Genomic DNA, 23,102 nt, shown 5'->3' on the forward strand with positions numbered 1-23,102 from the left:
TTTTAAGGAGGGGTGGTTCCCGTCAGCACGGCGTCGAACTGCTCCAGCGCCCAATCGACCTGCTCGCGGGTGATGACCAGCGGCGGGGCGATGCGGATGGTGTGGTCGTGGGTGTCCTTCGCCAGGACGCCGCACGCCCGCAGCGCTTCGCAATAGCGGCGCGCCCCGCCCGCCTCCGGGTGAAGCTCCACCGCCAGCATCAGGCCGCGCCCGCGCGCTTCGCGGATCACGTTGCTGCGGATGGCGCCGAGTTGCTCCAGGAAATAGGCGCCCTGGGCGGCGGCGTTGTCGATCATGCCCTCCTCCACCAGCACCCGCATGGCGGCGCGGGCGACGGCGCAGGCCAGCGGGTTGCCGCCGAAGGTGCTGCCGTGCTGGCCGGGCTTCAGAACGCCCAGCACCTCGGAGTTCGACAGCACCGCCGACACCGGGTAGAAGCCGCCGGACAGCGCCTTGCCGATCAAGGTGACGTCGGCCTCCACCCCCTCATGCTCCTCGGCCAGCAGCTTGCCGGTGCGGCCCAGACCGGTCTGGATTTCGTCCAGGATCATCACGACGTTGCGCTCCGTGCACAGGTCGCGCACCCGGCGCAGATAGCCGGCGGGCGGGATGACCACGCCGGCCTCGCCCTGGATCGGCTCCAGCAGGACGGCCACCGTGTTGGCGGTCATCGCCGCCTCCAGCGCCGCCGCGTCGCCGAAGGGCACGGTGCGGAAGCCCGGCGTAAAGGGGCCGAAGCCGCCGCGGGCGTCCGGGTCGGTGCTGAAGCTGACGATGGAGATGGTGCGGCCGTGAAAATTGTCGGAGCAGACGATGATCTCCGCCTGGTTCTCCGGCACGCCGCGCACCTCGTAGCCCCATTTGCGCACCGTCTTGATCGCCGACTCCACCGCCTCCGCCCCGCTGTTCATCGGCAGGATCTTGTGCGAGCCGGTCAGCGCCGCCAGCTCTTCGTAGAACAGCGCCAGCTGGTCGTTGCGGAAGGCGCGGGAGGTCAGGGTCAGCTTCGACGCCTGTTGCACCATCGCCTCCAGAATCTTCGGGTGGCAATGGCCCTGGTTGACGGCGGAATAGGCCGACAGGCAGTCGAGGTAGCGGTTGCCCTCGGTGTCCCAGACAAACACGCCCTCGCCGCGCGCCAGCACGACGTCCAGCGGCTTGTAATTGTGGGCGCCCAGGCGGTGTTCGGTCCCGATCAGGTCGGCGGCGTGCTGAAGCATGGCGTTCTCTCCGGGAGTTGTTTCTTCTTCAGACGGCTTGGCCGCCGATCTGCGACTGGGTGACGGCGGGGTCAATGATGCGGCGCCCGAACAGGCTGGCCACCAGATCGACCAGCAGGAGGGCGCTCTTGCCCCGCTCGTCGAGGAAGGGGTTCAGCTCCACCACGTCCAGCGAGCCGACGACGCCCGCGTCGTGCAGCATCTCCATGATCAGGTGCGCCTCGCGGTAGGTCGCCCCGCCCAGCACCGCCGTGCCCACCGCGGGCGCGATGGCGGGGTCGAGGAAATCCACGTCCAGGCTGACGTGCAGATGGCCGCCGGCCTGCCGCACCCGCTCGATGATGCGGCGCATGTGGACGCCGACGCCGTGCTCGTCGATCAGCCGCATGTCCACCACGTCCACCCCGCGGGCGCGCAGCAGGCGCCGCTCGCCGGGATCGAGGGAGCGGATGCCGAAGAGGTGGACGTGCGCCGGGTTCACGGTGGCGCGCTGCTCCGGCGGGAAGACCTCGTCGAAGCCGTCCTCCCCGCACAGCAGGGCCACCGGCATCCCGTGCATGTTGCCGGACGGCGAGGTGTGGGGGGTGTTGAAGTCGCCGTGGGCGTCCAGCCACAGCACGAACAGCGGCTTGCCGGCCTCCCGGCAATGGCGGGCCACCCCGGTAACCGAGCCCATGGACAGGCTGTGGTCGCCACCCAGGAACACCGGCACGCCGCCGCCCCGCATCATGGCGTAGGAGCGGTCGGCCAGCGCCCGCGACCAGGCGGTGATCTCCGCCAGACGGACCGTGGCGGCGTCGCCCGCGCACCACGGATCGGGCGTCAGGTCACCGAGGTCGCGCACCTCGTGCCCCAGTTCGCGCAGGGCGCGGACCAGCCCCGCCGTGCGCAGCGCCGCCGGTCCCATCAGGGCGCCGGGATGGCCGGCCCCCGCCTCGATGGGAACGCCGATGATCTCCACGAAGCGCGGATCGTCCCGATCCTCCGACGCCTGCGACGCCATGCCGTCCCTCTCCCTGTGCGATCGTGCCTCCCATGACTATCGGGGGCGGCGCGGGCGGCAGAAAGACGGAAAAGTGCCAAGGAACGGCGGCGTTTTTGACAGTTTGACAAGCCCGATTTATCATTCCGGCATGGACGACCTGGATCACCGCCTGCTGGGCCTGCTGCGCGCCGACGCGCGCCAGCCCGTCGCCGGCCTCGCAGCCGCGCTGAAGGTGTCGCGCGCGACCGTGCGCGCCCGCATCGACCGTCTGGTCGAGAGCGGGGTCATCGCCGGCTTCACGGTTCTGCTGCGCAAGGACCTGCGGCCCGCCATGGTCCGGGCCATCACGATGATCGAGGTGGAGGGCCGCGCCGCCGAAACGGTCATCGCCCGCCTGCACGGCTTTCCGGAGGTGCGGACCGTCTACACCACCAACGGGCGCTGGGACGTCGTCGCTGAAATCGAAACGGAGTCGCTGGAGGCCTTCGACGACACGCTGCGCCGCGTCCGGCAGATCGCCGGCATCGCCTCCACCGAGACCAGCATCCTGCTCTCCGCCCGCAAGGCGGTGCTGTAGCCTACCCGCCGGGAGATCAGCCCCCCAGGCCGGCCAGCACGCCGCCCAGGAGCGGTTGGCCGAACAGCGCGCCCAACGCGAAGCCGACAATCAGCCCCACCGCCGCCGCGACCAGCGCCAGGCCGCTGCCGCCACCCTTCGGCGCATCCGCTCCCGCGCCGCGCCCGTTGTTGCCGCCCGTGGACTCGTCGCCCTCGTCCGGCGCCGCCGCGCGGCGGGCGCTGTAGGAGGCGTCGGTGTCGGCGTGCCACGCGCGGATGCGGTCCTGCGCCGGCTTCAGCTGCTCGTCGGTCGGGGAGGAGCCGCGGCCATGGACGATCTCCCAGCCCAGCGCCAGGAAGCGCGTGGTCGTCCGCCCCTCCGGGCTGAAGATCGCGGCGGGCATCCGGCGGTAGGTCGCCTTCACCACGTCCACGTCGTAGGGCACCGCCGTGCGGAACATCAGCTCCGGGAACTCGGAGCGCAGCAGGGTCAGCGATTCGCGCCCGACCTCATCGTTGGTGATCGACAGCATCAGGATGCCGGCCACCGACAGGTTGGGGTTCATGCCCTTCTGGATGTGCTCGACCACCGACAGGGTGCGCTTCAGCCCGTCCAGCGCGTAGCGCCCCGGAAAGACCGGAAGCACCAGCCGGTCCGACGCCGCCAGCGCGCCCGCCGCCAGATGGCCGAGCGCCGGCGGGCAGTCGATCACCACGTAGTCCGGCGGGTTGCGCGAAAAGTGCAGCGCCTTGCGCAGGCCGCGCTGCGAGCCGCCGCGGGCGTCCAGCGCGTGCTCCAGCGAGTAGAGCTTGCGCGCCCCGACGATCATCGACAGCCCGTCGAAGCTGGTCGGGGTGATGGCGTCCTCGACGAAGGTGTCCTGGCTCAGCAGGTCGTTGATGCCGACGCGCGCCTTCTCCCGCAGCAGGAAATTGCTGGTGGCGCTGCTCTGCGGATCGAAGTCGATCAGGACGACGCTCTTGCCCAGCGCGGCCAGCGCGAGTGCGAGGTTCACCGAGGTGGTCGTCTTGCCGACGCCGCCCTTCTGGTTGTACACCGCCAGGATGGTCGGCTGCCGCGTCTCCGGCGCGTCGAAGACGTCTTCGTGGCTGGTCATGTCCATTCCGCTTCGTCGTTTTCGCGGGTGTTCGTCCTGCGGGCCAAGAGCCGCCGAAAGCGGCGCACTATAGCCAAGCGGGCGGGCCGATGTCTTCCCGCAGATGCGCCGCCGCCCCTTAAAGGTAACAGGTTCAGCGTGCCTTGAAGGCGGCCAGCTGGCCGGGAAGCGGCGCCATGGTCAGGCGGACGCGCACGATCTCCCACCGCCCGGCGGCGTCGGGATGGATGCCGTCGCAGGGGCGGCGGTCGAGAATCTCGAAGGACAGGCTGGACAGGCCGTCCTCCTCCGGGATCGTCCCGCCGGCCCAGTTGGCCTGGAAGACGCGCTTGTTGACCCGCGAGATGGGCGACGCCGAGGCGTCGGGATTGAAGCCCTCGTTGTCGTGGTCCAGCGGCTCGAACCGGCCGGGCCGCCGCGCGGTGGGGATGCGGCGGGAACGGATGCGCAGCGACAGGTCGAAATCCTCGTAGCCCCAGCCCCAATAGGCGTTGGAATAGCCGTCGATCCGCCGGAACACGTCGTTGGGCATCAGCAGGACGCCCCCCATCGTGCTCTCCAGGTCGGTGGTCACCGTCTGGTCCGAGCGGCCGGGCGCCACCGGCCGCTGCTCCGCCCCGAAGGACAGGATGGGGGTCGGCCGGTCCACCCAGGAGTAATCGGCGTCGATGGGCAGATAGTCGATGTCGTGCAGGCAGGTGTAACCGCTCTCCGCCTCGCCCAGAAGGAAGCCGACATTCTTGACGGCGCCCCGGTTGAAGGGCAGCCCGGCCTCCTGCTCGACGATGGTGACTCGGTAGTCGATGGGATCGGCGAGCGTTGCGAAGTAAGCGCCGACCCGCGGCACGAAGTCCCGCAGATGGGCCGCGCGGTCGCGGTAGGGCACGACGATGTGAAGCCGCCGGTCCGTGGTCGTCATCGCGCGTCTCCTGCCGGTGCGAAGCATTGCCAGATCGCCCGGTAGGCGTCCTCCAGATCGCGGGCGAAGCGGTCGCCGTCGAACAGCGGGCTGGCCGTCCGCGCCGCCGCCAGCCGCGCCTTCAGCCCGGCCAGCCGCTGCGGATCGCGGGCAAGGTCGAGGGCCAGCGCCTCGTAGGCCTCCAGCGAGTCGGTGATCAGCTCCGGCAGCCCCACCGTGTCGAGCAGGCTGGCCGCCACCCGCCCGGCGAAGGTCGCCCCGCGGCAGGTCACCACCGGAAGCCCGGTCCACAGCGCGTCGCTGGCCGTGGTGTGGGCGTTGTAGGGCAGCGTGTCGAGGAACAGGTCGGCCAGCCGGTGCCGCGCCAGATGCTCCGCCAGCGGGCGCGGCGGCGCGAAGACGAGGCGTTCCGGCGCCACCCCGCGGGCCGCCGCCTCGCGCCGCAGGTTGCCGGCCACCAGCGGATTGCCGGCGTAGAGCCACAGCACGCTCCCCGGCACGGCGCGCAGCAGGCGCGCCCAGACGTCGAACAGCGCGGGCGTCAGCTTGTAGGGGCTGTTGAAGCAGCAGAAGACGACGCCGTCCTCCGGCAGGCCGCAATCGGCGCGCGACGGGGTGCGCTCCGCGATGGCCCTGTGGCGGTCGTTGGGCTGGTAGCAATGGGGGAGCCGCACCACCGCCTCGCTGTAGAAGCCCTCCTCGCCCGGCGGGATGGTCACCGCGTCGGCCAGGATCACGTCGATGAAATCCGCCCCCATGGTGCCGGGATAGCCCAGCCAGTTCACCTGAACCGGGGCGGGCCGCGCCGCCGGGATCGCCGTGCGGGCGAAGGCCGTGTAGCCCTTCAGGTCCACCAGGATGTCGATGCCGTCGGCGGCGATGGTCCGCGCGGCGTCGAGGTCGGAGCGGTGGCGCAGGTCCACGAAGCGCTCCACCGCGGCGGTCAGGCGGCGGCGCATCGGGCTGCCGTCGTCGATGCCGGTGGAATAGGCGGTGACGGCGAAGCGGGTCCGATCGTGCCGCTCCAGAAGCTCCGCCATCAGATAGGCCGTGGCGTGCTCGTGGAAGTCGGCGGAGAGATAGCCGATGCGCAGGCGTCCGTCACCGGCCACGGCCGTCCGCGCCACCGCGGGGATTCCTTGCGCCTTCTGCCGCGCCCAGCGCTCCGCCGCCGCCCGGTGGTCCGCAGGGGTCGCGTCCACCGCCAGCAGGCCGAAGGGCGGCACGCCCAGCGCCCCGGCGCGCATCCGCCCGATCAGGTCGCGTTCCAGCGCCGGCAGGTCGCGCCAGTCGCAGGCGTGCCTCTGCTGCTGCACCAGCTGCGCCAGCGCCGGGTTGTAGGCGGGGGCGAGCCGGCGGACGCGGCGGAGGGCCTCGATGGACGGCGCGATGCGGTCGGCCAAGGTCGCCGCGGCGGCCAGATCCTCCCACCCCGCCGGATCGCCGGGGTCGAGCGCCACCGCCCGGCGCAGCGCGTCGAGCGCGGCGTCCGGCCGCAAGGCGGCGGTCAGCGTCTGGCCGAGAACCCGCCACGCCGCGCCATGCTCCGGATGCCGCCCGATCGCGCCGTGCAGCACCCCCTGGGCGCCCGCCGTGTCGTGCAGGCCAAGCAGTTCCACCGCCAGATCGACCGCCGCCGCCGCGGAATCGGGCTGGAGCCCGAGAACAGCCCGGTATTCGCTTACCGCCGCCTCCCGCCGCCCGGCGGCGGCCAGAGCGTTGGCGAGGTTGTGGCGCAGGGCGGGATCGTCCGGCGCCAGCCGCACCGCCACCGTGTTCGCGGACACCGCGTCGGGCCAGCGGCCGGCCGCGTGGGCGGCGTTGCCCAGCAGCATCCAGCCATGCCGGTCCGCCGGGTTCAGCGCCGCCATGCGTCCGCCGATCCGCCACGCCTCGTCCGAACGCCCGGACGCCAACAGGAGGCCGCCGAGATTGTTCAGGGACACCGCGTGCTCCGGGTTGCGCGACAGCGCCGCCCGGTAGGCGGCCTCGGCCTCGCCGATCCGGCCCAGCCCTTCGAGCGCGACCGCCAGATTCTTCCAGGTGCCGGCGTCCTCCGGCCGGTGGCGCAGGGCCTCGCGGTAGGCGGCTTCGGCCTCGCCGACGCGGCCTTGCTCCTGAAGCGCCACGCCGAGGTTGTTCCACACCGCGCCGACGCCGGGACAGGCGGCCAGGACGGTGCGGTAGTGCGGCTCGGCCTCCGCCGGGCGCCCCTGGGCGTGGAGGGACAGAGCCACCCCGTGATGAGCGTCGAGGGAGTCGGGCGCCAGTTTCAGCGCCGCGGCGTAGACCGCCCCCGCCGGCCCCCATTGCGACAGCCCCGCCAGCAGGCTGCCGAAATCAAGATAGACGTCCACGTCCTTGCGCAGCGCCAGCGCCTGCTGGAACAGCGCCACGGCGTCCCGCACGCGGCCCTCGCGCTGGGCGGCGACGGCCTGCCGGTGCAGGGCGGCGGCCCGTTCGGCGGTTTCGGGAAGATCCATCCGTCCCCCTCAGTCCCGCTGGCGGGTGTGCAGCAGGATGCGCGGAATCGCCGCCGGGCGGCGGTCGTCGCCCCATTGCGAGATGTCGGGGATCGTGCTCACCCCGCGGCGGCGGGCGAGCAGGCTGAGGATGCTCTGGTCGTGGCGGTGGTCGCGGAATTCCGGGTAGTTCGGCTTGCCGCACTCGTTCGGCGCGTCGGTGAGGATGCGCTCGTCCTGGGCGAAGCGCAGCCATTCGGAGACGAAGGCGATGGTCTCCGGCGTCCGTTCGCAGACGATGAAACTCGCCAGGATCTGGGTGGCGTCGGTGTATTCGGCGCGGTCCAGCCGCATGAAATGGAAGCAGTCGCGCTTGGTCCAGCCGCGGTTCTTGAACTCGTCCTGCAGCGTGAACAGCAGGATGGGCAGGTCGCGCCGTTCCCGGCACAGGTCGATCACCGGGTCGGCGCGGTGCACGAAATGGGCGCCGCTGTCGCAGTAGAACAGCACGTCGCCGTCCTTCAGATGGTCGCGCAGCAGGGTCCAGATGGCCCAGGGCTTCCACAGCCAGTAGCCCGCGCCGCGCGGCTGGTCGAGGATGAAGCGGTTGCGCTCCACGAAGGCCGGATCGATGTGGCTTCGCCCCAGCATGGCCACGGAGTCGAAGCCGCCGACCTCCAGCCCGCTGCGCGCGTTGCGCTGCTGCGCCGCCAGAAAGGCCCCGTCCGCGTAATTCAGCAACACCCGCGCCATCGCTTCCCCTCCCCTTCCGGCCCTTACAGCCGGCTCTCGATCCAGTCGGCGAGGCGGTAGGCGTCGAAATGGAACTCCTCCGTCCCCAGGAAGGGCGCCACGGCGCGGTGGGCGCAATAGGCGTCGTAATCGTCATCCACCGCCAGGATGTGCTCCACCGCCTCCTCGTCCGAGGCGAAGCGCGACACGTCGATGAAGCTGCCGGCCGCCACCTCGCGCTCCACATCCGGGTCACCCCAATAGAGCGGCACCGCCCCGGCCTGGAAGACGTCCAGGATCTTTTCGGTCAGATAACCGGGGTGGCTGGCGTTCTCGAAGGCGAAGGCGAAGCGGTAGCGTTCGAAGACGCGGATCTTCGACAGCCAGCCCATCCTGACGACGCTGCCGGTGTTGTTCAGGTGCCAGCCCACCGAATCGACGCGCCGCCGCCCGTCGAGCGCCGGGAAGAAGCGGTTGCGGCGCTCCCCGTTCGGGTTCTTGTAGAGGAAGGCGCAGAAGCCGCGCTCCGCGAAGGCGGCCCGCGTCGGCGGCGCCGGCGGCAGCACGGGGGAGCAGAAATGCGGCACCGCCCCCTCCCGCATGTGCTCGTAGGCGTGCATGACGTAGAGCGGCAGCCGGTAATGGCGCGGGTCATCGATGCGGTCGAAGGACACCGCCATGTCGAAACCGTCCAGCGGCGGACGGACGTTCTCCCCGGTGAAGAACAGGGTGCGGCGGCTGCGCGCCTCGCGATGCCGCCCGCCGAAGACCGACACGATGGCGAGGTCGCTGTCGTCCTCGACCACCGACAGGTCGAAGCGGCTGGACAGGATCTCGATGAAGAAGTTCGTGCCCTTGTCGAACTCCGGCCAGAAGTCGTGGAAGGCCAGCTTCAGCCGCGGCTTGCCGCCACGACGCCCGCGGTACGGGCCGTGAAGCAGGAAACGGTCGAGCCGCTCCGGGTCGCCGCCGGGTTGAGCGAGGAAGTCCTCAAGAAACGCGCTTGTCCGCTGATCGAGCATCCCGCCATCCGCGCCGGATCGTTGCGCGACGCACGATACGGTCGCCGCGGCGCGAACGCCACCGCCTTCTGTGTTCCTCCACCGGAGCGGACAGAACCGTCCGGACAACAAAAAACGCCCCGCGGATGACGGAGCGTTCGAAACACCACGATCCCACAAGGGGGATGGAGTGGTGCCCAGGGACGGAGTCGAACCGCCGACACGGGGATTTTCAGTCCCCTGCTCTACCAACTGAGCTACCTGGGCACCGACGCCGCGGTGGAGGCCGCGGCGCGTCGAGGCGCGCTTTGTAGGCAAATTCGCCGGGCCTGTCCAGCCCTAAAATGCAGAAATCCGCAGCCCCGTCACTCCCGCTCGTCGGTCTCTTCGGCATCCGGGCGGTCGGGGCTTTCGATGCGGTAGACGCCGCCCAGCCAGCGCGACAGATCCACGTCGGCGCAGCGCTTGGAGCAGAAGGGCTTGGTCTCCTCCACCGCCGGGCGGCCGCAGATCGGGCAGGCTTTCTCAACAGGCTTCCGGTTGTCGTTCATCGCTCAATCCTCCGCCGCGCCGGCGCGGATGGAGTCCGTCCGGCCGGTTCCCAGCAAGTCGGCCAGGGCCGTGCCGCGCCGGGCGCGGGTCATCTCCACCAGCCCCAGCTTGGACAGTCCATAGACCTGGGTCTGCGCCGGGTCGTCCTCCACCGCGCGGGACAGGGCGTTCAGCAGCCGTTCGGCGTCGCCGCGGTTGCGCATGTTGACGAAATCGACGACGACGATTCCCCCGGCGTTGCGCAGGCGCAGTTGCCGGGCGATCTCCGCCGCCGCCTCCAGATTGACGTCCAGCGGGTTGCCGCGTTCCCCCGCGTTGACGTCCACGACTGTCATCGCCTCCGTCCGCTCGATGACCAGCGACCCGCCGCCCGACAACGGCACCCGCGTGCCGAGCAGCGTTTCGATTTCAGCGTCCAGGTCGCGCAGGTCGAACAGCCGCTGCCGGCCATCGGACGGCGCGGCCAACAGCCGGGCGTCGAACGGCTCCACCCGTCCCTCAAGGTCCGGCGCGCGGTCGGCGCACCAGTCGGCGAGGTCGCGGGCCAAGGCCGCGTCGTCCACGATAATCCGCGAGGGAGCCGCCGCCCCATGCTCGATCAGGGCGCGGCGCGTCGCGTCGGGGCCGGGCAGCAGCAGCGCGGGTCCGCCGCCCCGCTCCGCGGCGTCGCGGATCGAACGCCACGCCAGATGCAGCGCGTCCGACTCCGCGGCCAGCAGCCCGTCCGGCGCCGTGGCGGCGCCCGCCCGGACGATCCAGCCGGCGCCGGGAGCGATGTCCTGGATGCGGCGGGCCAGCTCGGCGCGCTCCGGCCCGCTGCCCAGACGCTTCGACACCGCCACGTCGCGGCCCAGCGGCGCGTGCACCAGGAAACGGCCCGGCAGAGTGACGTCCATGGTCAGGGACGGCCCCTTGGCCCCGGTGGCGTCGGCCTTGACCTGCACCAGCACGGTCTGGCCGGTGCGCAGCAAATTTCCGATCCGCTCGCCCTTGGCCTTCGGGCGCCCCTTCGGCCCCCGGGCGTCCAGGGCGGAGAGCAGGCCCGACTTGCCGGTGCCGAGATCGACGAAGGCGCCGTCCAGCCCCGTCGCGATGCGCTCCACCCGGCCGAGGAACACATGCCCCAGCAGGGAGGGCCGCCCGGCATGGTCGATGTAGAGGTCGGTCAGCCGGCCGCCGGTCAGCACGGCGGCCCGCGTCAGCGGACCGTCACGATCGATCAGAATCTCCGATGCGGCGCCGACGGCGGGGCCCGTCACGGCAGCGGGAACCCCGCGCCGCGCAGCAGCGCGGCCACCTCGAACAGGGGCAGCCCGACCACGTTGCTGTAGGAGCCGCCGATCCAGCGGACATGGGCCGCCGCCCGGCCCTGGATCGCGTAGCCGCCGGCCTTGCCCTGCCATTCGCCGCAGGCGATGTAGGACTCGGTCTCCTCGTGGGACAGCGCCTTGAAGGTCACGTCGGTGCGCACCAGCCGATCCGACCGGCGCAACGCGTCGCCATCACGCGCGGGCGACAGCAGCACGACTCCGCCGAACACCCGGTGCCGCCGCCCGGACAGCAGGGAGAGGCAGGCGCGCGCCTGCTTCTCCTCCTCCGCCTTGGGCAGGATGCGGCGGCCGCAGGCGACCACCGTGTCGGCGGCCAGCACGAAGGCGCCGGGATGGCGCGCGGCCACGGCGGCGGCCTTCTCGCCGGCCAGACGCAGCGCGTGCTGGGGCGGAAGCTCCCGCGGCAGGGGCGACTCGTCGATGTCTGCGGGGTCGACCGCGTCGGGCACCACGCCGATCTGGCGCAACAGGTCGAGCCGGCGGGGCGAGGCGGACGCCAGCACGAGCCGGTGGATGGTTTCGGTGCTCATAACGCGGGAAGGATGGCCGACGGTGGAAACCGGTTCAACGCGGGAAACCGGTTCAATCACTTGAACCGGAACGTGATCCGGCCCTTGGTCAGGTCGTAGGGCGTCATCTCGACGTTGACGCGGTCACCGGCCAGCACGCGGATGCGGTTCTTGCGCATCTTGCCGGAGGTGTGCGCCAGCACTTCATGCTCGTTGTCGAGCTTCACCCGGAACATCGCGTTCGGCAGCAGCTCGACGACGGTCCCGGAGAACTCGATCAGATCTTCCTTAGCCATAGCCCCTTAAGTCCGTAACAGTTTCGAGGCAATAACTGACCTCCCGAAGCCGCCCGGTCAAGGGGGATTCCACCGGGGGCGGTGAGCCTCCGGCGTGGGGGTTGGCCAAAGCCTTCCAGATGGGACGGAAACAGCCGGCGGTTCAGCCGAACGGGTTTCCGTCGCCGTTTTCATACTCCGACGCGCCGTCCGCGTCCATGCCCGCGGTGCCGCCAAGCGCCGCCGATTGGAAAGAACTGAGCGGCGACGGGCCGCCGTCGAGCCGGACACGGGGTTCCGCGGCCTGCGCGATGCGCTCGAACATCTCCTTCTGGTCGGTGTCCATGCGCCGCGTGAGCCGCGCAACGGTCTCCGACGCCGTCAGCGTCCGGCCCGTGGCGCGGTCGTAGAACAGGCCCCGGTTGCTCCGCGCCGCGGCGGGCAGAAGCTCCGCGGCGGCGGCCCTGGGCGACGACTCGGCGGCGCGGAGCAGCTTGGCGGCCCCGCCCACGCCCAGCACATAGGCGATGCGGCTCTCGGTCTCCGACACCGGGCGCTTCAGCCGCTCCTCCAGCCGGTCGCGGCCCTCCGACAGGTAGCGCGCGGCCATGCCGGCGGAGAGGTCGACGTCGTGGCGCAGCGCCAGGATCTGGCGGCGCACCGCCGGGTCCTTGACCGAGGGGATGCCGTTGCGGCTCTGGATCGCGCTCGCCAACTCGCCCTGGCCGTAGGCGGAGCCGTGGCGGCGGAACAGGTCGAGCCAGGTGCGCTCCAGGAACTGGAACGGGCCCGCGGCGGAGCTGGAGCGGTTGCGGGCCGCCGGGTCCAGCCCGCTCTCCTGGGTCGCCTGGGCCAGGATGGCGGTGAAGCTGTGCCCCGACAGGCCGGCGACCTGCTGGGCCGCCAGAACCACCCGCCCGGCGGCCGGGCTGTTCGCCAGCGCGGCGCCGATCACCGTCGATTGGGTCCCCGACGCAGCCGTCGTCGTTGCGGCGGCACCAGGAGCGGCGTCCGGCTTGCGGGCGGGAAACGGCACGCGGGTCCCGTCGGCGAGCTGGATCGGCGCCTCCGGCTTCGTCGCCGGCAGCGGCGGCACCTTCTGCCCGTTGGCCAGCCGCCCGCGGACGACCGGCTGGACCTCGGCCAGCGCGCTCTGGAACGACCCGCCCGACGCGGCGCCCGTGGAGGACGACGAAACGGAAGACGGGGCCGGAACATCCGGCTTGCGCTCGGGAAGCGGGGCGAGTGGAGGCAGCGCGACCTTCATGGAACACCGGAACCGTCAGACCGGAACCGCTCGCGCGGAACCTTTCGTCGCAGCTTTAGCACAAAGGCCTTAATTTTTCTTAATCATTGCCGAAATCGGCGGGGCGGGATCAATCCACGGGCGTGTCGACCGTCCGGACGCTTCCGGGATCGACCGCCGTCCGCCGCCCTTCGCCGTTCCAATGATCGACGGCGGCCAGAAGCTTGTTCTTCTCCAAGGGCTTGGCGAGATGGTCGTCCATCCCGGCCTGCCGGCAGCGCTCCACCTCCACGGCCAGCACGCCCGCCGACAGGGCCAGGATCGGGATGCGCCCCAGCGCACCGGGAAGCGCCCGGATGCGCCGCGTCGCCTCCAGTCCGTCCATCACCGGCATCTGAACGTCCATCAGGACGAGGTCGTAGGTCCGCTCCTGAACGGCGTTCAGGGCGGCGGCGCCGTCGGGCACGGCGTCCACATGGTGGCCGGCCCGGGTCAGCATGGCGATGACCAGATCGCGGTTCATCGCCAGATCCTCGGCCAGCAGGATTCGCGCGCCGCGGCTGGACGGCTGGTGGTCGGGCAGCGCGCCGCCGTCGTGGTCGTCCCGTTCCGGGGCGCTGGCGGGCTTCAACGGCAGGCTGAACCAGAAGGTGCTGCCGACGCCGGGGCGGCTTTCCACGCCGATCTCGCCACCCATCAGCTCCACCAGACGGCGGCAGATGGCCAGCCCCAGCCCGGTGCCGCCGCGCCCGCGGTCGAGCTGGCTGAAGCGCTGGAACAGCTCGCGCTGGCGCTCCTCGGGCACGCCGATGCCGGTGTCGTTGACGGTGAAGGTGTAGCGGCGGGGACCCGACTCGTCGCCCATCGCCTTGACGGTCAGGCGGACGCTGCCGGTGTCGGTGAATTTCACCGCATTGCCCAGCAGGTTCAGCAGGATCTGGCGCACCCGGTCGGGATCGCCCATCACATACCCGCGCGCCGCCGCCGAGACGGCGGTGTGGATCTCCAGCCCCTTCTGCTCGGCGGCCAGCCGCACGATGGCCTGGCAGCGGTCGGCCAGATCGTCCAGCCGGAACGGCACGCAGACCAGATCGAGCTTGCCCGCCTCCAGCTTCGACAGGTCCAGCACGTCGTTGATGACGGTCAGCAGGGAGCGCCCGGCCTCCCGGACCTGGGAGGCGTAGCGCCGCTGCTCGGCCGTCAGGGGCGTTTCCAGGAGCATGTCGGCGAAGCCGATCACGCCGTTCATCGGCGTGCGGATCTCATGGCTCATGGTCGCCAGGAAATCCTCCTTGGCGCGGCTGCCGGCGCGGGCCTCCTCCATGGCGGCGCGCAACTCCTGCTCGCGCCGCTTCAGCCGGCCCGACATGTCGTTGAAGGCGTTGGCGACCAGGCGGATCTCGTCGGGCGCGCCGCGCGCTTCCACCACGGTCCCGACGTCGCCGGCGCCGATCCGGGTCGCCGCCTGGCTGAGAACGCGCATCCAGCGCAGGACCGAGGCGTGGAGCAGCGACCAGAGCGCCGCCACGCTGAGCAGGCCGGCGATGCCGAGCAGGACCAGCCCGCGCAGCAGGTCGCGCTGGGCATCCGCCACGATCGGCCCGGTCGGCATGCCCACGGCGAAGACCGTGTTGGTTTCCGGCGAGTGGCGGAAGGCCCAGATGCGGTTCAGCCCGTCGGCGCTTTCACCCTCGAACGCGCCGTTGTTCTCGGCCAGCATGCGCCGGATGTGCGGGAAATCCGCCATGCTGCGCCCGATCCAGCCTTCCGGATCGGGCTGACGGGCGATCACCACGCCGTTGCGGTCCAGCACGAGGATGCGCGCGTCGTCCTGCTTCGTCACCTTCACGAGGTCGGTCAGCCAGGCGAGATCAATGGCGACGCCCAGCATCCGCTCGACCTCGCCGTTCACCAGCACCGGCTGCACCGCCAGGATCAGCGGCTTCCCCGAGCGCTTGCCGATCACCACGTCGCTCAGCACGAAGGACCGGGTGTCCAGCGCCCGCTGGAAATACTCGCGGTCGCGCAGGCTCATCCCCGAGCCGGGCCCGGTCGTGTCGCAGATGAGGAGGCCGTTCGGGTCGGTCACCCACACGCCGGTCGTCCAGCGGTGCTGCCGCGGCATCGGCGCCAGCGTGGCGACGCAGGCGTCCGTGTTGCCGTGGGTGGCGTCGCGGACCGCCGGCACCAGGGCAAGCACGCTCAGCAGGTTCCGCGCCTCACCGATCAGGTCGCGCTGGCGCTCCACCCCATCCTCGGTCAGGTGACGCGCCAGTTCCCGGGCGCTGCTCAGGCGCTGGTCGAGCTGCTGGTCGAAGAAGTACAGCGCCCCGGCCAGCGGCAGGGCCAGGGACGCCAGAACGACGACCATCAGACGCAGCCGGAGACTCCGCAGGCCGGTGGCACGAATCAGGCGGGACTGCAAACCGGCGGGCATCAGGCGGAGAACCTCTCAGGGGCCGCTAGAGTCTGGGGGGAGGAGCGCACGTCGTTCGATGATTCATCTCAATACCACCTCAACCCATCCTTGAAAAAGGACTTCCCAATATCCCGCCGCCGAACCCGCGGATGATCACACGGTCGGACCGCGGGACAGCGGGAAGCGCTCCTTGATCTTGCCCAGCAGCCCATCGCGCACCTTGCGGTAGGCGTCCAGCATGGCCTCGCGGTTGCCGTCCACCAGGGTGGGGTCGAAGGTGTTCCAGAACTCCACCTCGCAGGCCATCGTGCGGGTCATCTCAATGGCGCGGTGCTGCGCCTCCGGCGACAGCGACACGATCAGGTCGAAGTTCGTGTCCTCCAGATCCTCGAAGCTGCGGCAACGGTGGCGGGACAGGTCGATGCCCATCTCCTCCATCACCGCCACGGCGAAGGGATCGACCTCGTCCCCCTCGCGCACGCCGACCGAATCGACATAGACGCGCGTGCCATGGAAATGCCGCATGATCGCCGCCGCCATCGGGGAGCGGATCATGTTGTAGGTGCAGGCGAACAACACGCTCGTCACGGGGAGCGGTTGCAGCACCGGGGCCATGCGCCGCCCGACCCCGTCAGCCGCGGATGTGGAGGACGCAGATCAGCGTGAACAGCCGCCGCGCCGTCTGGAGATCCATCTCGACCTTTCCGGCCAGCCGTTCGCGCAGCATCTCCGATCCTTCGTTGTGCAGGCCGCGGCGCCCCATGTCGATCGCCTCAATCTGCGAGGGGGTGGAGCGCTTGATCGCCTGATAATAGCTTTCGCAGATCAGGAAATAGTCCCGGACGATCGACCGGAAGCCGGTCACCGGCAGGGTGATCTTGTCCAGCGCGCTGTCGTCGTCGCGGCGGACGTCGAAGACCAGACGGTTGTCCTCGATCGACAGATGCAGGTGATAGGGACCGTCGTCGGCGTGGTCGCAGGGGAAGAACTCGTTGTCTTCGAGCAGGTCGAAGATGGCAACCGCGCGCTCGTGCTCCACCTCCGGCTTGCGCCGGATCACGGTCTTCTCATCGAGCGTCACATGGACGATGCGGCGGTTGCCCTTCGTGCTCACCCTTGACCTCCACCCGGCAGGCGCAGCGCCACCGACAGCGCGTGCGCGTCCAGACCCTCCGACCGGGCCAGCGTCACCGCCGCCGGGCCGATCGCCTTCACGCTCTCCGCGTCGCAGGCGACGAAGGTCGTCCGCTTCATGAAATCCAGCACGTTCAGGCCCGACGAGAAGCGCGCGGACCGCGCCGTCGGCAGGACGTGGTTCGGACCGGCGACGTAATCGCCGATGGCCTCCGGCGTGTGGCGGCCGAGGAAGATGGCCCCGGCGTTGCGCACCTTCGCCGCCAGCGCGTCGGGGTCCTCCACCGCCAGCTCCAGATGCTCCGGAGCCAGACGGTCGATCAGGGCCGGCGACTCGGCCAGCAGGTCGCGCACCACGATGATCGCGCCGTGCTCCCGCCAGCTTTCCCCGGCGATGGCGGCGCGGGGCAGCGTCTCCAGATGCTTGTCCACCGCCGCCGCCACCGCGTCGGCGAAGGCCGGGTCGTCGGTGATCAGGATCGACTGGGCCGAGGTGTCGTGCTCGGCCTGGGACAGCAGGTCCATGGCGATCCAGGCCGGGTCGTTCCGGTTGTCGGCGACCACCAGGATCTCCGACGGGCCGGCGATGCTGTCGATGCCGACCGTGCCGTAGACCAGCCGCTTGGCGGCGGCGACGAAGGCGTTGCCGGGGCCGACGATCTTGTCCACCGGCGCGATGGTCTCGGTGCCGTAGGCGAGCGCGGCCACGGCCTGGGCGCCGCCGATGCGGTAGATCTCGGTGATGCCGCAGCGCTTGGCGGCGGCCAGGACCAGCGGGTTGATCGCCCCGTCCGGAGTCGGCACCACCATGACGATGCGCTCCACCCCGGCGACCTTGGCCGGCAGCGCGTTCATCAGGACGGAGCTGGGGTAGGACGCGGTTCCGCCCGGCACATAGAGGCCGGCGGCCCCGACCGCCGTCCAGCGGGCGCCCAGCCGCACGCCCTGGGCGTCGCGGTAGTCGGTGGTCTCCGGCACCTGGAGCCGGTGGAAGCTCTCGATCCGCTCCGCCGCGGTGTCGAGCGCGCGCAGCAGCTCGTCGCTGCACTTGCCGACCGCCGCGTCCACCTCCTCCTGGGAGATGCGCAGGGTTTCGGGCGTCAGCGTCTGGCGGTCCCAGCGGGCGGTGTAATCGATCAGCGCCGCGTCGCCGCGCTTGCGCACCGCGTCGATGACGCCGGCGACCAGGGCCTGGACGTCCTCGCTGGTCTCGCGCTTGGCGTGCAGCAGCCCCTCGAAGCCTTCGGCAAAGCGGGGGTCCTGGGCATCAAGCCTGACGGGCATTCACAGCCTCCCGGAAGCGGTCGATCCAGCCGGAGATTTCCTCGGGCCGCGTCTTGAAGGCGGCCCGGTTGACGATGAGACGGGAGGTGACGTCGGCGATGTGCTCGATCTCCACCAGCCCGTTCGCCTTCAGCGTCGAGCCGGTGGACACCAGATCGACGATGCGGCGGCACAGGCCGAGGGTCGGGGCAAGTTCCATGGCGCCGTTCAGTTTCACGCACTCCGCCTGCACCCCGCGCGCCGCGAAATGCTTCCTGGTGACCTCCGGGTATTTGGTCGCGACGCGCACGTGGCTCCAACGCGACGGATCGTCGCTCTCCCCCAGTGCGACCGGTTCGGCGACCGACAGGCGGCACTTTCCGATGCCGAGGTCGAGCGGCGCGTAGATTTCCGGATAGTCGAATTCCATCAGCACGTCGTTGCCGGCCACGCCCAGATGGGCGGCGCCGAAGGCGACGAAGGTCGCCACGTCGAAGGACCGGACGCGGATGATGCTGAGATTCGGGATGTTGGTCGCAAAGCGCAGGAGCCGGCTGTCCGCGTCGTCGAACGCCGCTTCCGGCTCGATGCCGGCGTGGGCGAGCAACGGGCGCAGCTCCTTCAGGATGCGTCCCTTGGGCAGGGCCAGAACCAGCGGCTGACCGGCCGGCACAGTCGACGATTCATCGGCCAACGCGCTGGGCGCCGGCGCGCCAAGAGCACGGGTATCGGCGGGCAAAGAACTCTCCTCGGGCTGAACCGCTGCCCGGATATACCACATTCCGCGCCGCCGTCACGGTCTTAGGAGGCATAGTGGAGCGCAGAGCGGCCCTGTCCGTCGATGAAATGGGGAACTCGCTCCACCCGGACCGGTTGGACTCGCCTTTCCAGAAAAGGACAGACGCCATGGCACAGGACCGTTCCAACCAGCCGGTCAATCCCAGGGGGCCGCAGATCCCCGGCGACCCCAGCAGCACGGGCGGCCCCGCGCCGAACGCCGACCCGCGCCGCTCCGACGACGCGCCGACCGGCGTCTCCGAACGGCTTCAGGCCGAAAAGGAAGGCCGCCACCCGAAAACCACGACGCCGGACGGCAAGCCATACGCCGATGCGATGGACCCGGACCGGCACGAGAAGGGCAGCGCCACCATCGGCACGCCGGGCGGCTCGGTCTGACGACGCCTTCGACGGCCGCGCCCGCCGGTCAGTTGACCACCCGCCAGCTTCCGTCCGGCTGGCGGCAGGCGGTGCCGTAACCGGGCTGCGCCAGGCCGCCGACCATCACCGTCGTCTGGTATTCCCGGCAGAGCTGGCCGTTGCGCGCCGTGTAGGCCGGGCCGGTCGGGGTGGCGGCGATGGTGGCCGGCGCCGGCTCGGTGAAGACCACCACGGGCGGCGGCGCCGGCTGCACATACACCACCGGGGGCGGGGCCGGCATCACATAGACCGGAGTCCCATAGCCCGGCGGATAGCCGTGGAAATGCCGGTAGGGCGGCGGATAGTCGGGATAGACCGGCCCGCCGAAGGACAGGAACACCGACGACCGCGCCTGCGCCGGACCGGACAGGGCCGTCAGCCCGACCGCCAGAGCCAAACCGAAGACCACGCCACCGCAAACCGCACCGACGCGCCCGGACATGGGACAGCACTCCAGCAGGAAATCCGCTGCAAATAATAGCCCTAAAGCTTGAGCCCCGCCACACCGTCGAGGATGGCGCCTTCGGACAGCGAGCGCCGGTCCACCTTCGCCCCGAACATGCGGGCGTTGGTCAGGTCCGTCCTGTTCAGGTCGCAGCCGGACAGGTTGGCGAAGGACAGGTCGGCCCCCGCGAAGCTCACCTCGCGCAGACAGGCGCCGCGCAGGTCGGCGTAGCGGAGCCGGGCGCCCGAAAGATCGGATTGCATCGACCGCTTCTCGTCGAAATAGAGCGGGCGCAGGTTCGCCTTGCGCAGGTCGGCGTTGTTCAGCCTGGCAAGCCGCAGATTGACTCCGCGCAGGTCGCCGCCCACCAGCTTGGCGAGCCGCAGGTCGCCCTTCTCCAGGACCGCGGCCTGAAGCTGCACGCTGGTCAGGTCCAGACCGTAGAGCGTCGCTCCCACCGCCCGCAGCATGGTCAGGCAGGTGTGGGCCAGCGACGGGGCGTGCCGCAGGTCGAAGCCCGACAGGTCGAGCGCCCTTCCCTCCGCCCCGCTCGACCCGACCCAGCGGATGTGGTCGTGCAGAAGCTCGTCCAGCGGACGCCCGAGTTCGGCGACGACGCGGCCCACCGGATCGTCGGTCAGGGCGTCCTCCATGTCGGCGTCGGCCAGCTCGGTCATCACCATGGTGGCGCCGGTCAGCACCGCGCCGCGCAGGCAGGCGCCACGCAGGTCCGCTCCCGACAGGTCCGCCCCCTCCAGGTTCGATCCCGTGAAGTTGGCCCCGCGCATGGTGGCGCGCACCAGCTTGCACCCGCGCATCAGCGCGTCGGTGAAGTCGGTGTGGATGGCCATGGCCCCGGACAGCCGGGCGTTGGTCAGGTTGGCGCCCGACAGGTCGGCCCCTGACGCCTCCGTCGGCTGGGATTCCACCTTGATGATGCGCAGGCTGCCGTCGCGGTCCTTTTCCGCCAGCGAGCCGTCGCGCAGGTCGGCCTCGAACAGGTTGGCGCCGATCAGGATGGAGCCGCGCAGGCAGGCCCCCCGCAGGTCCGCCTTGATCAGGCTGGCGTTCTCCAGGTTGGCCAGCCGCAGGTCGGTGGCGAACATCGACGCGCAGTCGAGCCGTGCCCCGGCCAGATTGGCGCCGCGCAGGCTGGCCCCGGCGAAATCGGCGTGGGCGAGGTCACGCCCGGCGAGGTCCAGTCCGCTCAGGTCGAAAAAGGACAGCGTCGCCCGCGCCCCGCCGATGCGGGCGTTCCGGAACATCTCGTGCCGGCGCACCACCGCGTCAAGCTGGACCTGATCCAGACGGGTGAGAGGACGCTGCTGCATGGCCGTGTTCGCCTCCGATCACGGTTTCAGAGTACCTTTTGTGCCCTTCACGAATGATTAAAGCGGAATGCCTTCCGCTCTGGACCGCGCCGGCGGTCCCGGCCGCGCGTGCGGCCGAGGCCCGGCCGGCATAGGAAGCCATATGAGTCCGAAGCGAATGAGAATTCGCTCTGATGCAGCCCGCGATAGGCCGTTCCTCCCGTCAAGGACGGCGCCTTGCGGCGGTCACGCCGCCGACGACCGGCTGTGGCGGACCGGCTGGCGTTCCGTTCCCAGGGCGTTCAGCGCGTCGCGCAGCACGTCGGGGGTGACGGGCTTGTGCAGCAGGCGGCAGCCCGCGGCCACCGCCTCGCGGATTCGTTCGGGGGCGGTGTCGCCGGTCAGGATGATCCCGGGGATCGGCCGCCCCTCCTGCTCCGCCGCGCGGGTGACCGTCTCGGCGCCGGTCAGCGGCCCCGGCAGGCGGAAGTCGGACAGGATGACGTCGGGACAGCGCGGCGCCGCGCGCAGCGCCGCCAGCGCCGCCGGCCCGTCCGCCGCCACCAGAACGTCGTGCCCCCAGCTTTCCAGAAGAAGCTGCATCCCGGCGCTCTGCACCGGGTCGTCCTCCACGATCAGGATCAGCCGGGTGTCGGAATCCTCCGCCCGGCCGGCGGGGACCGGGACCACCGCGTCCGACCGCGATTCGCTGGCCGCCAGCGGAACCATGATCGAGAAGACGGAGCCATGGCCGGGGCGCGAGCGGACCTCCACCGCGTGGCCCAGCAGCGCGGCTTTGCGGCGCACCTTGGGAAGCCCCAGCCCCAGGCCGCGGCGGCGGTCGCGCTCCGGGTTGCCCAGCTGCACGAAGTCTTCGAAGATGGCGTCCAGATGCTCCGCCGCGATGCCGGAACCGGTGTCCCACACCTCGATGCGCAGCCATTGCCCGCGCCGCCGGCAGCCGACCACGATGCCGCCCGCGGGGGTGTAGGCGATGGCGTTGCGCAGCAGGTCGCCCAGCATCCGCGTCAGCAGCGTGGCGTCGGTGCGGACCATCGCGGGGCAGCCGCGCACCCGCAGGTCCAACGCCTTGTCCGCCGCCAGCCCACGGAACTCCGCGGCCACGCTGTCCAGCACCGTGGCGAGCGGCACATCGGCGATGTTCGGGCGGACCACCCCGGCGTCCAGCGTGGCGACCTCCAGCAGCGCGTGCAGCAGCTTCTCCCCGCTGTCCAGCGCCTCGCCCATCTTCTCGGCGATGGAGCGCTCGCGCGGTTCCTTCAGCCGCTCCATCAGCAGATGGTGGAACAGGCGCAGCGCCTGGAAGGGCTGGCGCAGGTCGTGGTTGGCCGCCGACAGGAAGCGCGCCTTGGCCTGGTTGGCGCGCTCCTTCTCGGCCAGGGCGCGGACGAGCTTCTGGTTGAGGGAGCGCAGGTCGGCGGTGCGCTCCTCCACCCGCTGTTCCAGCCGGGCGTTGGCGTCGCGCAGAGCGTCGCGCGCCGCCGCCTCGCGCCGCAGGCTGGCCCAGCCGAGGGCGGCCAGACCGAACAGCGCGACGACGCTGACTCCGACCATCATGAAGCCGTGCTGCAAACGGCCGCTCCACGGCTCCAGGACGACGTCGCGCGGCAGGGCGACCGCCGCGACCGCCGGGAAGTCGCGCATCCGCTTCAGGCCGATGACCGCGCCCTCCCCGCCGACCGTCCAGTCGCTCTCGCCGCTTTCCTCTCCCGGCTCCAGCGTCGGCAGCGGACCGACCCCGTCGCCGCCGAGCCCCGCCAGCCGCGTGCCGTCCAGGCGGAACAGCCCGGCCACGTTGTGCCGCCCGTCGCTGAAGACGTCGAGCACCGTGTGCAGGCTGGAGGAGGGAAGCGCCAGCAGGACCGCCCCCTCCAGGATGCCCTCGCGCCCCAGGATGCGGCGGACCATCAGGATGGAATCCAGCCCGTCCACCTGTCCGTGCAACAGTTCGAGAGCGCCCCCCGGGCCCCGGAACAGGCTCGCGGTGCCGCCGTCGGGATGGATGGAGGGGCCGAAGACCGTGCGGCCGCCGGAGTCCAGGATGGACAGCGCGCCGAACCGCGACGCCGCCAGTGCCTCGCCCAGGGCGTGGTCGGGGAGCGACGCGAAGCCGCCCTCCTCCAGCCGGTCGGCGACCCGCGCCAGGACGGCGGCCCCGCCGTCCAGCACCGCGTCGGCGTGCCCTTCGAGGAAGGCCGCCGCCTGCCGGGTGCCGCGTTCCGCGCGGTCGAGCGTGCTGACGTAATCGACGAGCGACAGCGCCCCCCAGGCCACACCGCCAAGCAGCGTCATCACCAGGACGATGGCGGCCAGGATGGCCTTCGGGTGGAAGTTCAGCAAGGCGTTGACCGGGAACCGGATCATGGGCGGGGGCGTCTTGGTGAGGCGGGGCGGATATGGCGTCG

Annotated in this window: 22 protein-coding genes and 1 tRNA gene; 2 read left to right on the top strand and 21 right to left on the bottom strand. The window is 70.9% G+C overall.

Annotated features, from left to right (window positions below):
• Positions 1 to 2: 2 nt before the first annotated feature.
• Together rocD and rocF are read right to left on the bottom strand one after the other, a co-directional pair.
• Complete coding sequence (gene rocD / locus ABVN73_RS19540) at positions 3 to 1,220, bottom strand: ornithine--oxo-acid transaminase (RefSeq protein WP_353859909.1); 1,218 nt, start codon at positions 1,218 to 1,220, stop codon at positions 3 to 5.
• Positions 1,221 to 1,248: 28 nt separating this feature from the next.
• Entirely contained in the window at positions 1,249 to 2,223 is a 975-nt protein-coding gene (rocF, locus tag ABVN73_RS19545) for an arginase (RefSeq protein WP_353859910.1), read from the bottom strand.
• A 130-nt stretch (positions 2,224 to 2,353) separates the two neighbouring features.
• Between rocF and ABVN73_RS19550 the strand changes: the two genes are divergently transcribed.
• Positions 2,354 to 2,782 carry an Lrp/AsnC family transcriptional regulator gene (locus ABVN73_RS19550; protein WP_014198205.1) on the top strand — a complete coding sequence of 143 codons (429 nt, stop codon included), beginning with the start codon at positions 2,354 to 2,356 and terminating at the stop codon, positions 2,780 to 2,782.
• Between the two features lie 16 nt (positions 2,783 to 2,798).
• Here ABVN73_RS19550 and ABVN73_RS19555 read toward each other — a convergent pair whose 3' ends face one another.
• The 16 genes from ABVN73_RS19555 to hisG form a co-directional block, all read right to left on the bottom strand.
• Entirely contained in the window at positions 2,799 to 3,881 is a 1,083-nt protein-coding gene (locus ABVN73_RS19555; RefSeq protein WP_353859911.1) for an AAA family ATPase, read from the bottom strand.
• A gap of 133 nt (positions 3,882 to 4,014) precedes the next feature.
• Entirely contained in the window at positions 4,015 to 4,800 is a 786-nt protein-coding gene (locus ABVN73_RS19560) for a galactosyltransferase-related protein (RefSeq protein ID WP_353859912.1), read from the bottom strand.
• A complete protein-coding gene (locus ABVN73_RS19565) occupies positions 4,797 to 7,283 on the bottom strand; it encodes a tetratricopeptide repeat protein (protein WP_353859913.1) in 2,487 nt (828 codons plus the stop codon). The genes ABVN73_RS19560 and ABVN73_RS19565 overlap by 4 nt, the downstream gene beginning before the upstream one ends.
• Positions 7,284 to 7,292: 9 nt before the next feature.
• Positions 7,293 to 8,015 carry a hypothetical protein gene (locus ABVN73_RS19570; protein ID WP_353859914.1) on the bottom strand — a complete coding sequence of 241 codons (723 nt, stop codon included), beginning with the start codon at positions 8,013 to 8,015 and terminating at the stop codon, positions 7,293 to 7,295.
• Between the two features lie 23 nt (positions 8,016 to 8,038).
• Positions 8,039 to 9,016, bottom strand: coding sequence for a glycosyltransferase family 10 (locus ABVN73_RS19575; RefSeq protein ID WP_353859915.1), 978 nt, complete (start codon positions 9,014 to 9,016; stop codon positions 8,039 to 8,041).
• A 170-nt stretch (positions 9,017 to 9,186) separates the two neighbouring features.
• Positions 9,187 to 9,262: transfer RNA gene (locus tag ABVN73_RS19580), tRNA-Phe, on the bottom strand.
• 98 nt (positions 9,263 to 9,360) lie between these two features.
• Positions 9,361 to 9,546, bottom strand: a complete 186-nt coding sequence (gene yacG, locus ABVN73_RS19585; protein WP_353859916.1) for a DNA gyrase inhibitor YacG — start codon at positions 9,544 to 9,546, stop codon at positions 9,361 to 9,363.
• 3 nt (positions 9,547 to 9,549) lie between these two features.
• A complete protein-coding gene (locus tag ABVN73_RS19590; protein ID WP_353859917.1) occupies positions 9,550 to 10,806 on the bottom strand; it encodes a ribonuclease E/G in 1,257 nt (418 codons plus the stop codon).
• Entirely contained in the window at positions 10,803 to 11,408 is a 606-nt protein-coding gene (locus ABVN73_RS19595) for a Maf family protein (RefSeq protein WP_353859918.1), read from the bottom strand. Before ABVN73_RS19595 ends, ABVN73_RS19590 begins: the two co-directional genes overlap by 4 nt.
• A gap of 56 nt (positions 11,409 to 11,464) precedes the next feature.
• Positions 11,465 to 11,683 carry a translation initiation factor IF-1 gene (gene infA / locus ABVN73_RS19600; protein ID WP_014198195.1) on the bottom strand — a complete coding sequence of 73 codons (219 nt, stop codon included), beginning with the start codon at positions 11,681 to 11,683 and terminating at the stop codon, positions 11,465 to 11,467.
• Between the two features lie 142 nt (positions 11,684 to 11,825).
• A complete protein-coding gene (locus tag ABVN73_RS19605) occupies positions 11,826 to 12,929 on the bottom strand; it encodes a lytic transglycosylase domain-containing protein (protein WP_353859919.1) in 1,104 nt (367 codons plus the stop codon).
• A gap of 109 nt (positions 12,930 to 13,038) precedes the next feature.
• Positions 13,039 to 15,345, bottom strand: coding sequence for an ATP-binding protein (locus ABVN73_RS19610; RefSeq protein WP_353859920.1), 2,307 nt, complete (start codon positions 15,343 to 15,345; stop codon positions 13,039 to 13,041).
• A 135-nt stretch (positions 15,346 to 15,480) separates the two neighbouring features.
• Positions 15,481 to 15,942 (bottom strand): low molecular weight phosphatase family protein, encoded by a 462-nt coding sequence (locus ABVN73_RS19615; protein ID WP_109070989.1) that lies wholly within the window; start codon positions 15,940 to 15,942, stop codon positions 15,481 to 15,483.
• A gap of 16 nt (positions 15,943 to 15,958) precedes the next feature.
• Entirely contained in the window at positions 15,959 to 16,441 is a 483-nt protein-coding gene (locus ABVN73_RS19620; protein WP_353859921.1) for a UPF0262 family protein, read from the bottom strand.
• On the bottom strand, positions 16,438 to 17,745 hold the full coding sequence (hisD, locus tag ABVN73_RS19625; RefSeq protein WP_353859922.1) for a histidinol dehydrogenase: 1,308 nt from the start codon (positions 17,743 to 17,745) through the stop codon (positions 16,438 to 16,440). Before hisD ends, ABVN73_RS19620 begins: the two co-directional genes overlap by 4 nt.
• A complete protein-coding gene (gene hisG / locus ABVN73_RS19630) occupies positions 17,729 to 18,463 on the bottom strand; it encodes an ATP phosphoribosyltransferase (RefSeq protein ID WP_353859923.1) in 735 nt (244 codons plus the stop codon). The genes hisD and hisG overlap by 17 nt, the downstream gene beginning before the upstream one ends.
• Before the next feature lie 167 nt (positions 18,464 to 18,630).
• Between hisG and ABVN73_RS19635 the strand changes: the two genes are divergently transcribed.
• Entirely contained in the window at positions 18,631 to 18,900 is a 270-nt protein-coding gene (locus tag ABVN73_RS19635) for a hypothetical protein (protein WP_353859924.1), read from the top strand.
• Between the two features lie 28 nt (positions 18,901 to 18,928).
• Here the strand turns inward: ABVN73_RS19635 and ABVN73_RS19640 are convergent, their stop codons facing one another.
• The 3 genes from ABVN73_RS19640 to ABVN73_RS19650 all read right to left on the bottom strand — a co-directional run bounded on the left by ABVN73_RS19640 (position 18,929) and on the right by ABVN73_RS19650 (position 23,061).
• Positions 18,929 to 19,363, bottom strand: coding sequence for a hypothetical protein (locus tag ABVN73_RS19640; protein WP_353859925.1), 435 nt, complete (start codon positions 19,361 to 19,363; stop codon positions 18,929 to 18,931).
• 41 nt (positions 19,364 to 19,404) lie between these two features.
• Positions 19,405 to 20,697 (bottom strand): pentapeptide repeat-containing protein, encoded by a 1,293-nt coding sequence (locus ABVN73_RS19645; RefSeq protein WP_353859926.1) that lies wholly within the window; start codon positions 20,695 to 20,697, stop codon positions 19,405 to 19,407.
• Positions 20,698 to 20,922: 225 nt separating this feature from the next.
• Positions 20,923 to 23,061 carry an ATP-binding protein gene (locus ABVN73_RS19650; RefSeq protein WP_353859927.1) on the bottom strand — a complete coding sequence of 713 codons (2,139 nt, stop codon included), beginning with the start codon at positions 23,059 to 23,061 and terminating at the stop codon, positions 20,923 to 20,925.
• Between the last annotated feature and the right edge of the window lie 41 nt (positions 23,062 to 23,102).

The sequence above is a fragment of the Azospirillum formosense genome (assembly GCF_040500525.1).
GTDB classification, from domain to species: domain Bacteria; phylum Pseudomonadota; class Alphaproteobacteria; order Azospirillales; family Azospirillaceae; genus Azospirillum; species Azospirillum formosense_A.

Coding starts and splice junctions, on each gene's coding strand:
- rocD (WP_353859909.1), bottom strand. CDS start 1,220: ATGCTTCAGCACGCCGCCGACCTGATCGGGACCGAACACCGCCTGGGC.
- rocF (WP_353859910.1), bottom strand. CDS start 2,223: ATGGCGTCGCAGGCGTCGGAGGATCGGGACGATCCGCGCTTCGTGGAG.
- ABVN73_RS19550 (WP_014198205.1), top strand. CDS start 2,354: ATGGACGACCTGGATCACCGCCTGCTGGGCCTGCTGCGCGCCGACGCG.
- ABVN73_RS19555 (WP_353859911.1), bottom strand. CDS start 3,881: ATGACCAGCCACGAAGACGTCTTCGACGCGCCGGAGACGCGGCAGCCG.
- ABVN73_RS19560 (WP_353859912.1), bottom strand. CDS start 4,800: ATGACGACCACGGACCGGCGGCTTCACATCGTCGTGCCCTACCGCGAC.
- ABVN73_RS19565 (WP_353859913.1), bottom strand. CDS start 7,283: ATGGATCTTCCCGAAACCGCCGAACGGGCCGCCGCCCTGCACCGGCAG.
- ABVN73_RS19570 (WP_353859914.1), bottom strand. CDS start 8,015: ATGGCGCGGGTGTTGCTGAATTACGCGGACGGGGCCTTTCTGGCGGCG.
- ABVN73_RS19575 (WP_353859915.1), bottom strand. CDS start 9,016: ATGCTCGATCAGCGGACAAGCGCGTTTCTTGAGGACTTCCTCGCTCAA.
- yacG (WP_353859916.1), bottom strand. CDS start 9,546: ATGAACGACAACCGGAAGCCTGTTGAGAAAGCCTGCCCGATCTGCGGC.
- ABVN73_RS19595 (WP_353859918.1), bottom strand. CDS start 11,408: ATGAGCACCGAAACCATCCACCGGCTCGTGCTGGCGTCCGCCTCGCCC.
- infA (WP_014198195.1), bottom strand. CDS start 11,683: ATGGCTAAGGAAGATCTGATCGAGTTCTCCGGGACCGTCGTCGAGCTG.
- ABVN73_RS19605 (WP_353859919.1), bottom strand. CDS start 12,929: ATGAAGGTCGCGCTGCCTCCACTCGCCCCGCTTCCCGAGCGCAAGCCG.
- ABVN73_RS19610 (WP_353859920.1), bottom strand. CDS start 15,345: ATGCCCGCCGGTTTGCAGTCCCGCCTGATTCGTGCCACCGGCCTGCGG.
- ABVN73_RS19615 (WP_109070989.1), bottom strand. CDS start 15,942: ATGGCCCCGGTGCTGCAACCGCTCCCCGTGACGAGCGTGTTGTTCGCC.
- hisD (WP_353859922.1), bottom strand. CDS start 17,745: ATGCCCGTCAGGCTTGATGCCCAGGACCCCCGCTTTGCCGAAGGCTTC.
- ABVN73_RS19635 (WP_353859924.1), top strand. CDS start 18,631: ATGGCACAGGACCGTTCCAACCAGCCGGTCAATCCCAGGGGGCCGCAG.
- ABVN73_RS19640 (WP_353859925.1), bottom strand. CDS start 19,363: ATGTCCGGGCGCGTCGGTGCGGTTTGCGGTGGCGTGGTCTTCGGTTTG.
- ABVN73_RS19645 (WP_353859926.1), bottom strand. CDS start 20,697: ATGCAGCAGCGTCCTCTCACCCGTCTGGATCAGGTCCAGCTTGACGCG.
- ABVN73_RS19650 (WP_353859927.1), bottom strand. CDS start 23,061: ATGATCCGGTTCCCGGTCAACGCCTTGCTGAACTTCCACCCGAAGGCC.